The organism is Pseudomonas graminis (assembly GCF_001705435.1).
GTDB lineage: Bacteria > Pseudomonadota > Gammaproteobacteria > Pseudomonadales > Pseudomonadaceae > Aquipseudomonas > Aquipseudomonas graminis_B.
This window is the reverse complement of sequence record NZ_MDEN01000060.1, coordinates 163127-178324: the sequence shown is the minus strand read 5'-3', so window position 1 is coordinate 178324 and position 15198 is coordinate 163127. Positions and strand designations below refer to the sequence as shown.

Below are 15198 nucleotides of genomic sequence, written 5' to 3'. Positions count from 1 at the left end.
TCAGCGCGCCTCGGCGGAGCGACCTGCGCGGCTGCGGATCAGACCGATGATCATCGGCAGCAGCGAGATCAGAATGATCGCCAGCACCAGCAGCGTGAGGTTCTTCTTGATGAACGGGATATTGCCGAAGAAGAAGCCCAGAGTGACCAGCCCGCCGACCCACAGCACCGAGCCCAGCACGCTGAACCCGAGAAAGCGCAGGTAAGGCATGCGGCCAAGACCGGCCACGAAGGGGGCGAAGGTGCGGATGATCGGCAGGAAGCGCGCGAGGGTGACGGTCTTGCCGCCGTGGCGACCATAGAATTCCTGGGTTTTGGTCAGGTAATCGCGACGGAAGATTTTCGAATTTGGATTGCTGAACAGCTTGTCGCCGGCCGTGCGGCCGATGATGTAGTTGGTGCTGTCGCCGAGTATCGCCGCCGCCATCAGCAGGCACGCCAGCAACACCGGGTCCATGCCGCCACCGGCCGCGACGGCGCCCGCGATGAACAGCAGCGAATCGCCTGGCAGGAAAGGCATGACCACCAGGCCGGTTTCGCAAAAGATCACCAGGAACAGGATCGCGTACACCCAGGTGCCGTATTGGGTCACAAGCAGGTCGAGGTAAACGTCGAGATGAAGAATAAGATCAAGCGGATTGAAATCCATTAGGCACCTGGTTTTGAGACCCGATCCGGGTCGTGCGGGGCGAAGAGGGGAAATGTGCGCGGCATTATAGAGGCATGCAATGCAATTATGGCGCTCGACATGCCGCCCCCTTTCACTCCCGCAGGGTTTGCGTCTGCTACGTGTCAACGGCGGGTACGAACCGGTAGGAGCGTGGCTTGTCCCGCGATCGGCTGCGAAGCAGTCGTAAACCTGCCGCCGCGCGATTATGGATAGCCCGCATTGGCCGGATTGCTGCCGCTGCGCGCGAGATCGCGGGACAAGCCACGCTCCTACAGGGTGCATAGTCGCTATCTGCCAACAAAAACGGCCTCCGAAGAGGCCGTTGCTTGTCGCTCGTTTACGCTAAATCAAAAGAAGCCCAGCGGGTTGATGTCGTAGCTCACCAGCAGGTTCTTGGTCTGCTGATAGTGCTCGAGCGCGACCTTGTGGGTTTCGCGGCCGACGCCGGATTTCTTGTAGCCGCCGAAGGCAGCATGGGCCGGGTACAAGTGATAGCAGTTGGTCCACACGCGACCGGCCTTAATTGCGCGGCCCACGCGATAGGCGCGGTTGATATCGCGGGTCCAGACGCCGGCACCCAGGCCGAATTCGGTGTCGTTCGCGATGGCCAGGGCTTCCGCTTCGTCCTTGAAGGTGGTCACGCTCACCACCGGGCCGAAGATTTCTTCCTGGAAGACGCGCATCTTGTTGTTGCCTTTCAGCAGGGTCGGCTGGATGTAATAGCCGGTCGCCAGCGAGCCTTCGAGCTTCTCGACCTTGCCACCGGTCAGCAGCTCGGCGCCTTCGCCCTGAGCAATTTCGAGGTACGAAAGAATCTTGTCAAACTGCTGCTGCGACGCCTGCGCACCCACCATGGTGTCGGTGTCCAGCGGATCGCCGCGCTGGATCTTCAGGACCTTCTTCATCACCACTTCCATGAACTGCGGGTAGATCGATTCCTGAACCAGGCAGCGGGACGGGCAGGTGCAGACTTCGCCCTGGTTGAAGAACGCCAGCACCACGCCTTCAGCGGCTTTGTCGATGAACTCCGGCTCGGCCTGCATGATGTCTTCGAAGAAGATGTTCGGCGACTTGCCGCCCAGTTCCACGGTGGACGGAATGATGCTGTCGGCCGCCAGTTTCATGATGTGCGAACCCACCGGCGTCGAACCGGTGAAAGCGATCTTGGCGATACGCTTGCTGCTGGCCAGCGCTTCACCGGCTTCGCGGCCATAACCCTGCACCACGTTGAGCACGCCTTTGGGCAGCAGATCGCCGATCAGCTCCATCAGCACGGTGATGCCCAGCGGCGTTTGCTCGGCGGGTTTGAGGACGATGCAGTTACCGGCGGCGAGGGCGGGCGCGAGTTTCCAGGCGGCCATCAGCAGCGGGAAGTTCCACGGGATGATCTGCCCGACCACGCCCAGCGGCTCGTGAATGTGATACGCCACGGTGTTGCCGTCGATCTCCGCAGCGGAGCCTTCCTGGGCACGCAGCACGCCGGCGAAATAACGGAAGTGGTCGACTGCCAGGGGGATGTCCGCGTTGAGGGTTTCGCGCACGGCTTTGCCGTTATCCCAGGTCTCGGTGACGGCCAGCAATTCCAGGTTCTGTTCGATGCGGTCAGCGATTTTCAGCAGGGTCAGCGAGCGTTCCTGCACCGAGGTTTTACCCCACGCATCGGCCGCGGCATGGGCGGCGTCGAGCGCTTTGTCGATGTCTTCGGCGGTGGAGCGAGGGAATTCTGCGATCAGCTTGCCGGTGATCGGCGAAATGTTTTCGAAGTATTGGCCTTTGACCGGCGGCACGAATTCGCCACCGATGTAGTTGCCGTACTGGGTCTTGAAGGTAACGATTGAGCCTTCAGTACCGGGGTGGGCATAACGCATGGTGAATATCTCCTTGCTCTTGTGATTGTCTGGGGATAACGCGTTGCGGCGCATGACTAGGTCGCATGGTTAGAGCGTAGAGCAAAGCGCGGGCCACTGCCGTCCGGTCCCCGGTTTATCGGGGTTTTGTCGATGAATCCTGTGGTCATGCCCGAGTGGTGTATCAACGGCGGGGCGGCAAGGGTGACACTTTGTACCCTTTGCGTGACAGCTTGGCGGACCCCGCCTTTCGCAGCATTGCAATGAGTCCGGGCGAGGAGGATGCTGATCGGCAAATCCTCCGCAGAGCCCTGGCTCAGGATGAACAATAAAAATGCACAGCAATCACCTGACGCGTCACGCCGAACAAGTGCTGACCGTTGCCCAAGGCAAAGCCCCCCATCACCTTGCTACCGACCCGTCTATTGCGCGTTCATGGCTGCGCTGCCTTGAGGATTACCACCTCGACCCCGCGCAAGCGATGGCGCCCACCGTGCTGGAGCATGCGCGCGTGCTGGAGAGTCGCGAGCAGTTGCAGCAAGTCCTCACCATCGCCGGCGACGAGATGAACAGCCTGCACCGTCAGCTTGCCGGCGGCAGTGCGGTGCTCCTGACTGATGCGCGCGGGATCATCCTCAACTGCGTGACCGAGCCAGGGGATCGACGGATTTTTGAGCGCGCCGGCCTCTGGCTGGGCGCCGACTGGAGCGAGGCGCGAGAGGGCACCAACGGCATCGGCACCTGCCTGGTCGAGCGTCAGTCGGTGACGATCCATCGCGACGAGCATTTTCGCGGCCGTCACACCGGCCTCACTTGTTCGGCGAGCCCGGTGTTCGATCCCCATGGCGATCTGCTTGCGGTGCTGGACGTTTCTTCGGCCCGCCACGACGTGTCCCGCCAGAGCCAGTTTCACACCATGGCGCTGGTGAATCTGTCGGCGAAGATGATCGAAAGCAGCTATTTCCTGCGTCATTTCGACGGTCAGTGGCTCCTGCGTTTTCATCTTCAGGCCGGTGCAGTCGGTTTGTTCAGCGAGGGGCTGTTGGCGTTAGACGGCGAGGGCCGCGTCAGTGCGCTGAACCAGAGCGCGCTGAATCTGCTGGGCTTGAGCCGTGACGATCTGGTGGGCCAGGGCGTGGAATCGATATTTGACTGCTCGCTGGATGAACTGCTGAGCCGCGCTTCGCCGGACGCCGCCGCCAGTTGGCCGCTGCGCACGCGGGACGGGCGGGGATTCTTCGCCGTATTGCGTGGGCAATCGCGTGCCGAGCTGAAGGGCCTTGTTGCGCCGGTGGTCAGCACGTTGGCTGTGCCGTTTTCTTCGCACGACATCTGCCTGGGCGATGCGTCGCTGCAAACTGATTTCCGCAGGGCGCTGAAGGTATTCGAGCGCGACGTGCCGTTGCTGATCAACGGTGAAACCGGCTCTGGCAAGGAGGCGTTTGCCAAGGCAGTGCATCAGGCGAGTCAGCGCTCCGCCAAGCCGTTCGTGGCGCTGAACTGCGCGGCCATTCCGGAAAGCCTGATCGAGAGCGAGCTGTTCGGTTATCGCGGCGGCAGCTTTACCGGTGCGCGCAAGGAGGGCATGCGGGGCAAGTTGCAGCAGGCCGATGGCGGTACGTTGTTTCTGGATGAGATCGGCGACATGCCGGTGGCCTTGCAGACCCGTTTACTGCGCGTACTGGAAGACCGGCTGGTGGTGCCGATTGGCGGCGAGCCGCAAGCGGTGGATGTACGACTGATCAGCGCGACCCACCGGAATTTGCTGGAGCGGGTGGAGGACGGCAGCTTTCGTGAGGATTTGTTTTATCGGCTTAATGGCTTGGAAATCGCCTTGCCGCCGTTGAGAGAGCGGAGTGATAAGGCGCAGTTGCTGGAGTTGTTGCTGAAGCAAGAGGCGGATGGGCTTTCGATTGTGATTGAGGCGAAGGCGAGGCAGGCGCTGCTCGACTTCAACTGGCCCGGCAACGTGCGGCAGATGCGCAACGTGCTGCGGACCCTGGCGGCGCTGTGTGATGAGGGGCGGATTGGTTATGAAGATCTGCCGGCGGCGATTCGGCAGGTGAGTGCGCCGACAAAGCCCGATGAGGTCCACTCGCCGCTGGACGACGCCGAACGCGCAGCGCTCATCGCCACCCTGGACACCCAGCGCTGGCACATGACCCACGCCGCCCGGGAGCTGGGGGTGAGCCGCAATACGCTGTACAGAAAGCTGCGCAAGCATGGGATCAACCGCTGAGGTTCTGAGTGGATGAAACCGGTGTGAATGCTCGGAATTCTGCGTGTGCATACGGTCCCCTGTAGGACCGGCTTTAGCCGGGAAGGCGCCAGGCGTCACACCGCAGGGGGCACTGTCTGAAACGGGGACAGATTAATTTACGGTGAAGCGTTGTAAATAAATCAGTCCCCTTCAACCCTCTTCAACCCCCGGGGTGAGCGCCATCAATTCTGCAGTGTGCGATCTGACGTCTTCCCGGCTAAAGCCGGTGCTACAGGGGGATCGCGGTCAATTAGTGGGACCGGCTTTAGCCGGGAAGGCGCCAGGCGTTACACCGCAGGGGGCACTGTCTGAAGCGGGGACAGATTAATTTACGGTGAAGCGTTGTAAATAAATCAGTCCCCTTCAACCACCCTTCAACCAGTCTGATCGAGCACCCTCAATTCCCCCGTGCGCATCCACTGCCTTCTACGCTAACCTGCGGCCCATGTTCTAAGAGGTCGGTCATGCACATTCATATTCTGGGTATCTGCGGCACGTTCATGGGTTCGCTGGCGGTGCTCGCCAAGGATCTGGGCCATAAAGTCACGGGCTCCGATGCCAACGTCTACCCGCCGATGAGCACGCAGCTCGAAGCGCAGGGCATTCAGTTGATGCAGGGTTACGACCCTTCGCACCTCGAGCCGGCACCGGATCTGGTGGTGGTCGGCAACGCCATGTCGCGCGGCAACCCTGCGGTCGAGCATGTCCTGAACAAGGGCCTGCCCTACGTTTCCGGGCCTCAGTGGCTGGCCGATCACGTCCTTCGCGGTCGCTGGGTGCTGGCCGTCGCCGGCACCCATGGCAAAACCACCACCAGCAGCATGCTCGCCTGGGTGCTGGAACACGCTGGCATGGCCCCGGGCTTCCTGATTGGCGGCGTGCCGCAGAACTTCGATGTCTCGGCGCGCCTGGGCGAAACGCCATTCTTCGTCGTCGAGGCGGATGAATACGACAGCGCCTTCTTCGACAAGCGCTCCAAGTTCGTCCATTACGGCCCGCGCACCGCCATCCTCAACAACCTGGAATTCGATCACGCCGACATCTTCCCCGATCTCCCGGCCATCGAACGGCAGTTCCACCACCTTGTGCGCACCATCCCGAGCGAAGGCCTGGTCATCCACCCGACCACCGAGCCCGCACTTGAGCGCGTGATTCAAATGGGCTGCTGGACGCCGGTGCAGACCACCGGAGAGGGCGGTCAATGGCAGGCGAACCTGCTCAGCGAAGACGGTTCAAAATTCGAAGTGATTTTCGAAGGTGCGGTCCAAGGCGTCGTCGATTGGGGCATGACCGGCCAGCACAACGTGGCGAATGCCTTGGCGACCCTCGCCGCTGCCCGCCACGTTGGTGTGGTGCCGCAGCAGGGCGTCGACGCGCTGAGTGCGTTCAAGAGCGTGAAGCGGCGCATGGAGAAGGTCGCCGAAGTGCGCGGCATCACCATCTACGATGACTTCGCCCACCACCCGACCGCCATCGCCACCACGCTGGATGGACTGCGCAAAAAGGTTGGCGATGCGCCAATCATCGCCATCGTCGAGCCGCGCTCCAACTCCATGAAGCTCGGCGCCCACCGCGACGGCCTGCCGGAAAGCGTCGTCCAGGCCGATCAGGTGGTCTGGTATGCGCCGGCCAATCTGGGTTGGGATCTGGCGGCAACCGCCGCGGAGTGCACCATTCCATCGTTGGTGTGCGACAGCCTCGACGGCATTATCGAGCTTGTGAAAAACCAGGCAGAGCCCGGTACCCACGTGGTCATCATGAGCAACGGCGGCTTCGGCGGCCTGCACGGCAAACTCGCGAAGGCCCTGCAATGAGCGGCCCGGAACGCATTACCCTGGCGATGACCGGCGCGTCCGGCGCGCAATACGGCCTGCGCCTGCTGGACTGCCTGGTGCGCGAAGACCGCGAAGTGCATTTCCTCATCTCCAAGGCCGCGCAGTTGGTCATGGCCACCGAGACCGACGTCAATCTGCCGCCCAAACCGCAGATGATGCAGGCCTTCCTCAACGAATACACCGGCGCGACAGCGGGCCAGATTCGGGTGTACGGCAAGGAAGACTGGATGTCGCCGGTGGCGTCCGGTTCAGGCTCGCCGAGTGCGATGGTGGTGGTGCCGTGTTCGACCGGTACGCTGTCGGCAATCGCCACGGGGGCCTGCAACAACCTGATCGAGCGCGCCGCAGACGTGACGTTGAAGGAGCGCCGGCAGTTGATCCTGGTGCCCCGCGAGGCGCCGTTCTCCAGCATCCACCTGGAGAACATGCTCAAGCTGTCGAACATGGGCGCGGTGATTCTGCCGGCGTCGCCCGGTTTCTATCACCAGCCGCAGACGATCGACGATCTGGTGGATTTCGTCGTCGCGCGGATTCTGAACCTGCTCAACATCCCGCAGGACATGCTGCCGCGTTGGGGCGAGCATCATTTTGGCGCCGATGAATAAGCTCGTTGTCCTTGCGCTGGGCCTGTTGCTGACGACGGGCTGCTCGACCGTGCGCACCCTCGACGCCAATCAGCCCGGCGCGCCGGTCGTTTATGCCGGCACGCGACTGGATCTGTACGCTATTGAAGGGGGCTGCTGCGAGAAGGAGCGCTTTGGCACCGAGGCGCCGAAATACCCGATGCTCGACCTGCCCGGCAGCGCGCTGCTGGACACGCTGCTATTGCCATTGTCGATTCTGACCGCGCTGGGTGTGGGGTTTCAGGCGACGGGCGGGATGTAACTCAGAACGGCGATCCCTGTAGGAGTGAGCTTGCTCGCGATTGCGGTCTGACCGTTCCATTAATGGTGACTGTCAGAACCTGATCGCGAGCAAGCTCACTCCTACACCGTTTGTGTCGTCAGGTAGATCAGCTTGGCGCTACTTCCCCAACCGCCGCAAATCATCCGATTCAACCACCCGCACGCCGTCCTGCTCTTCCAGCGCCAGGCGCCACAACGCGCGGGCGAGGTTGCAGGCTTCGATGCCGCCGTATTTGCCGGGAATCAGCTTGGCAATCGGCCCGGCCAGCTGCTCCATCAGACGCTGATCCTGCCGCTCGCCAATCAGCAGCGACGGCTGGACGATGGTCAGTTGCGGCCAGCCCTGAAGCTTCAGCGCTTCTTCCATCTCGCCTTTCACACGGCTGTAAAAGATGCTCGATTGCGGGTCGGCGTTCACGGCGCTGATCACCAGCAGATGACGCGCCCCCAGCTCGCGAGCACGTTTGCCAAACGCCACGACCATGTCCAGATCGACGGCCCGGAAGGCTTCCTGGGAGCCGGCCTGTTTGATCGTGGTGCCCAGGCAGCAGAAGGCGATGTCCACAGGACCTTCGAGGGTGGGCAGCAAACGCTGAAGATCGCCGACCGGGTTTTCCAGACGTGGATGTTCAGCCAGGGGACGACGGCTGGGGGCGAGGAGGCGGGTGACAGTGGGTTCGTTGAGCAGGCGGTCGAGCAAGTGCTCGCCAGTCAATCCGGTAGCTCCGGCAAGCAAAATGTGCTGAGGCGTCAAGTACATGATCTTTCTCCCTTGATACGCCACAAGCATAGGCGCTGTACCGGAACAGACTGCGGGCGTAGCGGGAGGGTTTCACAAAAACACATGAAATGTTCGCGCATCCCGCACTTGAGCCTGGATCAATCTGTCGGAACCGGTTTGCAGGCGGACCCGCCCGGCCCCTTCCCGGTTGAAGCCGATCCTGCATCAGGTGCGATGGGACTCAGCGTCGAACGGTATTCAGCGCGCGCTCCGCCTGACTTTTGCGCAGCTGCCGCCAATGGTTGACCACGCCTTTCGGTGCCCACATCTGCGGCTCGGAGGCTTCGAAGCTTTCGTCCGTTTCACGCTGAGCGACGATGTCTTTTGCCTCATTGAACGCTTGCACCAGATCGTCGGTTTCCACCAGCGCCTTGCCGAACAGCGCCTCGCCGAAGTAGGTGAAATCCGCCTCTTCAGAACAGCCAAAGGACACCCGGTCCTCACGGGATGCGGTAATCACCATCGTCCGCTCGTCCTTGATCGCCGGAATGAAACCGCCCGAATAGCACGCGGAAATCACCACCACCTTGTCGCGATTTTTCAGCGGCGCCAGCACGCCGGCCATCTCGTTGGCGGGCAGGTCGGACAGCTCCAGGCGCGGCTGATCCAGCACCAGCTCGTGTTCATGGGTGCCGTGGCTGGTGAGGTAAATGAAGATCAAATCTTCCGGACCACTGCGCTTGGCCAACGTCTGCACGGCGCGGCTGATGGTTTCGCGGGTTGCCAGCGGGCGATCGGCCATGTGATCGCGATGGTTGACCAGCGTGATCTGGCCAAACGCACCGAAGCGCGTGGCGAGCAGCTTGTTCACGTAATCCGCCTCGCGCAGAAAGACGCTCTGCTTGCCATCGCCACCCACGACGAGGCTGTACAGCTCGATGGCCGGCGTGGAGGCGGGCACGGCGGCGAGGGCTTTTTCGACCAGGGCGCCCTGGGCGAGCAGGCCCATTTCCAGCGGGTCCGGCAGCAGCTTTCCGGCCGCATCGCGCACGCGCTGGCCGTTGGACCAGGTGCCGCTCTGGACTTCGCCGTCCGCCGTGGTCAGCACGCCGCTGCCTTGATAGTTATCGTTCTCGAACTGGCCGATGTACACGCTGCCGTCCGGTAGCTTCAGGCTGCCTGAGCCTGCGAAGCGCCAGTTCTTGAAGTCCCCTTGATAGCGGGTGCCATCGGAGCCGATCAACTCGCCCTTGCCGGTGAACGCGCCATCCTTGAACTGCCCCGACCAGACATCGCCATCGGCGTTTTCGTAGCGACCGCGGCCATTGAGCTGATTGTTGTGAAAGCCGCCGACGTACTGATCGCCATCGGCGCTGTTGAAATTGCCCGTGCCTTCAAGCTGGCCATCGACGAACTTGCCGCTGAACTGGTTGCCCGCCGAATCGTTGCGCTGGCCTTCGCCGTTGGGTTTGCCGTGGGCGAACTGGCCCTGATACTCGCTGCCGTCGTCCAGTTCCAGATGACCGGCGCCGTCGTACAGGTCGGCCTTGAACTCGCCGCGATAGCTCATGCCGTGCTCTTTCAGCGTGCCTTCCCCGTCGCGCCGCCCCAGCTTGTAGCCGCCGACGTAACTGCCGGCGCTGGTCGTCAGCGAGCCCTGGCCATGGAAAAGCCCGTCCTGAAAACCGCCGCGGTACACGTCACCGTTGCTGGCGTGCCACTCGCCCTGGCCGTTCCACTGCCCGCTCTTGAATTCCCCGGCGTACCAGCTGCCATTGGGGTAATCGATCCGACCCTTGCCTTGCAGCACGCCATTGATCACGTCGCCGCGATAGCGTCCGCCGTCGGGCAGGCGAGCGTCCGGGGGCAACAGCGATTCGCCGTCGCCGCAAGCGGCAAGAAGGAAGGTCAGGGCCAAAGGAGCAAACGCGCGCATGGTAAATCCCGAAAAAAAGATGTTTCGGCGTGATCTGATCGCGTACGTGTATCGAGTCGCTCACACAGCCGCAGCGAGTATGCCGCAGCGAGGAACGCTCATGAAACAGTCTGTTACGACTGTTTCATGTTTGTGGAAGGTTTGCAGGGGCTTTGTAGAGGGGCGGCGGGGTTATACGAAGCACAGCGAAAGCGGTTCAGCAATGAACGCGGGCTTGTCCAGGCCTTCGATTTCAAGCGTTGCCGTGGCTTTGAGCAGCCATTGGCCGGGCTTCTTTTCGGTGACCTGCGCCAGCGTGACTTTTAGACGAACGCGCGAATTCACTTTCACCGGCTGAATGAATCGCACGCTGTCCAGGCCATAGTTGATCGCCATCTGCATGCCTTCGGGCACGACCATCAGGGATTCCATCAGCTTGGGGATCAGCGACAGCGACAGAAAGCCATGGGCGATGGTCGATCCGAACGGGGTTTGCGCCGCTTTCACCGGATCAACGTGGATAAACTGAAAGTCGCCGGTGGCCTCGGCAAACAGATTGATCCGCGCCTGATCGATGGTCAGCCATTCGGAGCATCCCAGGTCCTTGCCTTCATAGCGTTTGAGTTCTGCAACGGGTACGTGGGGCATCGCTATTCTCCTTGTCAGTTATTGTTTTTGCGCGCGATCTTCACAGGCAGCGTGGCGTCGGCGCTGTTATTGCTTGGCACTGAAGATCAGCACGCCGCACCGCGCGGGTCAACGTTCCCTCAACTGGCGAATGCCACCCCATAGGCAGAGCGGGTGGCGTGCCTATAATGTCGGCGCGAATCTGCTGGAGTTTTCTATGTTGCTAAGAGGCCTGACCTGGCTTGTGCTGTTCCAACTGATCGGAACCGCGCTCAATCACCTGTTTCTGTCGATCCTGCCCGGCCCGATCATCGGGCTGGTGCTGCTGATGATCTACCTGATGACCCGCGGCGAAGTCAGCGAACCCATCAGCCTGGCGGCCAGCAGCCTGCTGCGCTACCTGCCGCTGCTGCTGGTACCGCCTGCCGTGGGCGTGATGGTGTATGCGGACCAGATCGCCGAAGATTTCTGGGCGATCGTCGGCTCGCTGGTGATTTCTCTGATGGTCTCGCTGACCTTCGCCGGCTGGCTGATGCAGAAACTCATCGACCGCCAGGCCAATCGCCGGGAGCCATCATGAGTCTGGACTGGCACGGCGCCTGGCTGTCGGTGATTCATCACCCCTTGTTCGGCATCGCCATCACGCTGGGCGCTTATCAACTGGTGCTGGCCGGTTACGAGAAAACCCGCTGGGTGTTTCTGCAACCGGTGCTCATCTCCATGCTGGTGGTGATTGGCGTATTGGTGAGCTGCGGACTGTCCTACGTCGAATATCGCAAGAGCACCGAAATCCTCAGCATTCTGCTGGGCCCCGCCACGGTTGCGTTGGCGGTGCCGCTTTATCTGAATCTGCGGCGCATCCGGCAACTGTTCTGGCCGGTATTGACTACGCTGGTGGTGGGTGGCGTGCTGGCCACCGGGCTGTGCGTGGGGCTGGGCTGGATGCTCGGCGCCGATCACATGATCCTGATGACCATGGCGCCCAAGTCCGTGACCTCGCCGATCGCCATGCTCGTCGCCGAGCAGATTGGCGGCGTGGCGGCGCTGGCCGCGGTGTTTGTGTTGATAACCGGGGTGATCGGCGGCATATTCGGCCCCGGTCTGCTGACCCTGGCGCGGGTAACCAGCCCGGAAGCGCGAGGCATGGCCCTCGGGCTGACGGCCCATGCGGTGGGTACGTCGGCGGCCCTGCAGGAAAGTGAGGAATGCGGCGCCTTCGCGGCGCTGGCAATGAGTTTGATGGGTGTCGCCACGGCCTTGTTCCTGCCGTTGGCGGTGTCTCTGTTTGCTTGAGGATGGGTTTATGTCGTTGCCGTTGTTTCCACTGAATGCCGTGCTGTTCCCGGGGTGCGTGCTCGATCTGCAGCTCTTCGAGGCGCGCTACCTCGACATGATTGGCCGCTGCATGAAGCAGGGCGAAGGCTTCGGCGTGGTCTGTATCACTGAAGGCAGTGAGACGGGCGACGTGCCGGACGGTTTCTCGCTGATCGGCTGCGAAGCACGGGTGACCGATTTCCAGAAGCAGGATAACGGCCTGCTCGGCATTCGCGTTGTGGGGGCTCGACGTTTTCGGGTGAAGGACTACAGCACCCAGCGCGACAACCTGCTGGTCGGCGAAGTCGAGTGGCTGGACGATCCCCAGGAGCAACCGCTGCAGGAAGAGGACGACGATCTGGTCGCCTTGCTCGCGGCGCTGGCTGAACACCCGATGGTGGCCGCGCTGAACATGGGCCTCACCGCCAGCGGTCAGCACTCGCTGGCCAATCAACTGGCGTACCTGTTGCCGTTCGCGGAAGAAGACAAGATCGAGTTGCTGGAAATCGAAGACGCCGAAGAACGGCTTGATGCGATTCAGGACCTGCTCGACGAAATGCAGGGCGACATGCAGGCCTGAAGATAGATGTTGCTCGCAGCACGGCTCGTTACCCCGCCGGGCCGCATGCACGTCGCGTCAGTACTGGTAGCGGATCAAACCGTGGGGGAACGAGTGCAGGCCGAACCCGCCGAACAGCGCCACCATCGCCGGCAGCACCAGCCACCACACCTTGATTGGCAGCGCCTCCAACGGCTTCTTGTTCTGCACGAAGGCAAGGCTCGCGGCGCAGGTGAAAAACGCCAGCAGCATCCCGGCCGTGACATCCGTCGGCCAGTGCACCCCCAGATATACCCGAGACATGGCGATCGCCAACGCCGGAATCCCGCCCAGCAGCAGCCAGGTCAATCGCAGCCTCACCGGCTGACCCCGGCCGGCAAGCACCGCCAGCGACATGAATAGCGCAAACGAGGCCGAGGCATGTCCGCTCGGCATGCTGTAAGTCCCCAGGGCCTCCCTCAGGACCTCAGGCCGTGCGCGGGCGAAGGTGTATTTCATGCTCTGATTGATCAGCGCCGCGCCAAGGGTGGTGCCGATCACGAAGATTGCATGGCGCCATTGCCGCGTGACGACCAGCAGAATGGTCAGCAGGGCGGCCGCGCAGAACTGAGTCCGGAAATCCCCCAGGCCCGTCACCATCACCACGAAGTTCTCGGCTGCAGCGCTCCGGCTGGCCTGCACCACAGTCATGATGCCCTGATCGAAATCGGCCAGGTACGGCCAGCCCAGGAAAACGCTTGCCAGCAAAATGAAGCAGGTCAGGGCGATAACTTTCGTCGCGTAGGGCTTTTGTCGCAGGCTGCTTTGGATGCTGATGCCCAGCAGAAGCGCCAGCCCGCCGCCCACCACGGCAGCCTGGGGCCAGAAGTTTTCCGGCAGCGGCAGGCGAATCGCAGCACCGGTCGCCCAGCCCGGCAGAATATAGGCCACGGACCATCCGGCCGCGGCGATCAGGCTGACGCCGGCAAAGCGCACGAACGGCATGTCGCACATCCCGGCCACCATCGGCAGCATCGGGCGCAGCGGGCCGATGAAGCGGCCGACCAGCAGGCTGGCAATGCCGTAGCGCTGAAAGTAGTTCTCGGCGCTGCCGATCCACTCCGGGTGACTGCGCAGACCCGGCAATTGACGAATCCTCTGATGGAAGCGCCGGCCGAGGAAGTACGACACCAGGTCGCCCAGGATACCGCCGAGGAAGCCCAGCAAAAGCGCTTCGCTCAATGGGAGTATCCCGCTGCCGGCCAGTGCGGCAATCGCGAACAGCACAACGGTGCCTGGGACGACGATGCCGGCAATCGCCAGGCATTCGATGAACGCGACGATAAAAATCGCCGCGCCGAGCCAGGAAGGGTTGGCGCTTAGCCAGGAGGTGATGCTGTCGAGCCATGCGCCCATGGGTTCAGTTTCCTTGCTCGATGAGAATATAGTCGGGCCCTTCGACTTGCCCGCGTCTGATCGGGTTCCGTGTGCAGAAGCGGGCATAGGCGGCGTCAACGAACCGGTACATCAGGTGCTCGTCACGCCCGGCGGGAATGCCCAGGCGCGTGGTTTGAATAATCCGCGGCGGTCGCTGACCCACGTCCTCGACAAAGAGTTGCTCTTCATCGAAGCGCCTGGCGTCCCACATCGGCACTTTCAGGCCCAGCGCCTTGCACAGTAATGTCTGTCCAGCGCACAGCCGCTCGGGCGTGCGCACGTTGCCACTGGCGTCGGGATTGTTCAGCAGCATGCGGGCGAGGGCGTTCTCATCGGACACCGCATCGACCCAGGGATAGGCCGATTTGATCAATACCGCATTGCCCGGGCCCTCCGCACTGAAATTCAGCGAATCACCGCCGCGGGCGTAATACATATAAATGTGCCCGCCTTCCAGAAACAAAGCCTTACGTTTTTCCGTGTAACCGAGGGACGCATGACTGCCTTTCTCGGCCACGTAATACGCCTCCGTCTCAATAATCCGGGCCGACAACCACACCCCGTCGACCTTGTGACGAATGACCTTGCCGAGTAACTCCCGGGCAAGCGTCTGCGCATCGCGATGAAAAAAACTGTCCGGCAGGGCGCGTGGCGATTGGTCAGGCATAAACAACGGCAGTCAGAGAATGGACCGCGATCATATCAACATCGGCCTTAATTGGAGCTGAATGGGTGAGGGTGGGCGCGAAGCCGGGGACAGATTGATTTACGGTGAAGCGCTGTAAATAAATCAGTCCCCTACCAATGTCGTCCCCTACCAATGTCAGCGCCCACACGGGCGCCTTCCCGGCTAAAGCCGGTCCCACTAAAAAGGCATATCATCCCGCCAGTGGGACCGCCGCCGCCCCCCGTAGGACCGGCTTCAGCCGGGAAGCCTTTGATCTGCTTCGCTTCTGATCTGCTTTTGATCTTCATACGCAAAAAGTCCAGACACCGCCAAACGCGACTTGGGTGCAGGCTGAACGAAGGTCTCGCGCAGTGGGCCGAGCCGCATGGATGCGGCGAGAGCGCCGTCAGGACATGGATGTCCGTTCGGCGCGGGCCCACGGAGCGAGACCGGAGTGAGGGTA

The 15198-nt window shown here is 61.9% G+C and carries 14 protein-coding genes; 7 read left to right on the top strand and 7 right to left on the bottom strand.

The window, feature by feature from the left end; all coding sequences use genetic code 11:
- Together BBI10_RS10135 and exaC are read right to left on the bottom strand one after the other, a co-directional pair.
- A complete protein-coding gene (locus tag BBI10_RS10135; protein ID WP_065988392.1) occupies nt 1–648 on the bottom strand; it encodes a DedA family protein in 648 nt (215 codons plus the stop codon).
- A gap of 368 nt (nt 649–1016) precedes the next feature.
- Nucleotides 1017–2537 (bottom strand): acetaldehyde dehydrogenase ExaC, encoded by a 1521-nt coding sequence (gene exaC / locus BBI10_RS10130; protein ID WP_065988391.1) that lies wholly within the window; start codon nt 2535–2537, stop codon nt 1017–1019.
- Between the two features lie 313 nt (nt 2538–2850).
- Here exaC and BBI10_RS10125 point away from each other — a divergent pair, with 313 nt between their 5' ends.
- From BBI10_RS10125 to BBI10_RS10110, 4 genes are all read left to right on the top strand, one after another.
- Nucleotides 2851–4755, top strand: a complete 1905-nt coding sequence (locus tag BBI10_RS10125) for a sigma-54-dependent Fis family transcriptional regulator (RefSeq protein WP_065988390.1) — start codon at nt 2851–2853, stop codon at nt 4753–4755.
- A 485-nt stretch (nt 4756–5240) separates the two neighbouring features.
- Complete coding sequence (mpl, locus tag BBI10_RS10120) at nt 5241–6590, top strand: UDP-N-acetylmuramate:L-alanyl-gamma-D-glutamyl-meso-diaminopimelate ligase (RefSeq protein WP_065988389.1); 1350 nt, start codon at nt 5241–5243, stop codon at nt 6588–6590.
- Nucleotides 6587–7216 (top strand): flavin prenyltransferase UbiX, encoded by a 630-nt coding sequence (gene ubiX, locus BBI10_RS10115; RefSeq protein ID WP_065988388.1) that lies wholly within the window; start codon nt 6587–6589, stop codon nt 7214–7216. Before mpl ends, ubiX begins: the two co-directional genes overlap by 4 nt.
- Complete coding sequence (locus BBI10_RS10110; RefSeq protein ID WP_065988480.1) at nt 7209–7496, top strand: YceK/YidQ family lipoprotein; 288 nt, start codon at nt 7209–7211, stop codon at nt 7494–7496. The genes ubiX and BBI10_RS10110 overlap by 8 nt, the downstream gene beginning before the upstream one ends.
- Nucleotides 7497–7634: 138 nt before the next feature.
- Here the strand turns inward: BBI10_RS10110 and BBI10_RS10105 are convergent, their stop codons facing one another.
- From BBI10_RS10105 to BBI10_RS10095, 3 genes are all read right to left on the bottom strand, one after another.
- Nucleotides 7635–8276 carry an oxidoreductase gene (locus tag BBI10_RS10105; protein ID WP_065988387.1) on the bottom strand — a complete coding sequence of 214 codons (642 nt, stop codon included), beginning with the start codon at nt 8274–8276 and terminating at the stop codon, nt 7635–7637.
- 202 nt (nt 8277–8478) lie between these two features.
- A complete protein-coding gene (locus tag BBI10_RS10100; protein WP_065988386.1) occupies nt 8479–10173 on the bottom strand; it encodes a C13 family peptidase in 1695 nt (564 codons plus the stop codon).
- A 171-nt stretch (nt 10174–10344) separates the two neighbouring features.
- On the bottom strand, nt 10345–10800 hold the full coding sequence (locus BBI10_RS10095; protein WP_065988385.1) for a MaoC family dehydratase: 456 nt from the start codon (nt 10798–10800) through the stop codon (nt 10345–10347).
- Between the two features lie 196 nt (nt 10801–10996).
- Here BBI10_RS10095 and BBI10_RS10090 point away from each other — a divergent pair, with 196 nt between their 5' ends.
- From BBI10_RS10090 to BBI10_RS10080, 3 genes are read left to right on the top strand one after another with little or no spacing between them, the layout of a single operon-like run.
- Complete coding sequence (locus BBI10_RS10090; protein WP_065988384.1) at nt 10997–11359, top strand: CidA/LrgA family protein; 363 nt, start codon at nt 10997–10999, stop codon at nt 11357–11359.
- Nucleotides 11356–12072, top strand: coding sequence for an LrgB family protein (locus BBI10_RS10085; RefSeq protein WP_065988383.1), 717 nt, complete (start codon nt 11356–11358; stop codon nt 12070–12072). Before BBI10_RS10090 ends, BBI10_RS10085 begins: the two co-directional genes overlap by 4 nt.
- Nucleotides 12073–12082: 10 nt before the next feature.
- A complete protein-coding gene (locus BBI10_RS10080) occupies nt 12083–12673 on the top strand; it encodes an LON peptidase substrate-binding domain-containing protein (RefSeq protein WP_065988382.1) in 591 nt (196 codons plus the stop codon).
- A gap of 57 nt (nt 12674–12730) precedes the next feature.
- On the opposite strand, the gene BBI10_RS10075 is transcribed toward BBI10_RS10080, so the two are convergent.
- Complete coding sequence (locus BBI10_RS10075; protein WP_065988381.1) at nt 12731–14047, bottom strand: bifunctional DedA family/phosphatase PAP2 family protein; 1317 nt, start codon at nt 14045–14047, stop codon at nt 12731–12733.
- A gap of 4 nt (nt 14048–14051) precedes the next feature.
- Nucleotides 14052–14735: a DNA-3-methyladenine glycosylase gene (locus tag BBI10_RS10070; RefSeq protein WP_065988380.1), complete on the bottom strand. Its 684-nt coding sequence runs from the start codon at nt 14733–14735 to the stop codon at nt 14052–14054.
- Between the last annotated feature and the right edge of the window lie 463 nt (nt 14736–15198).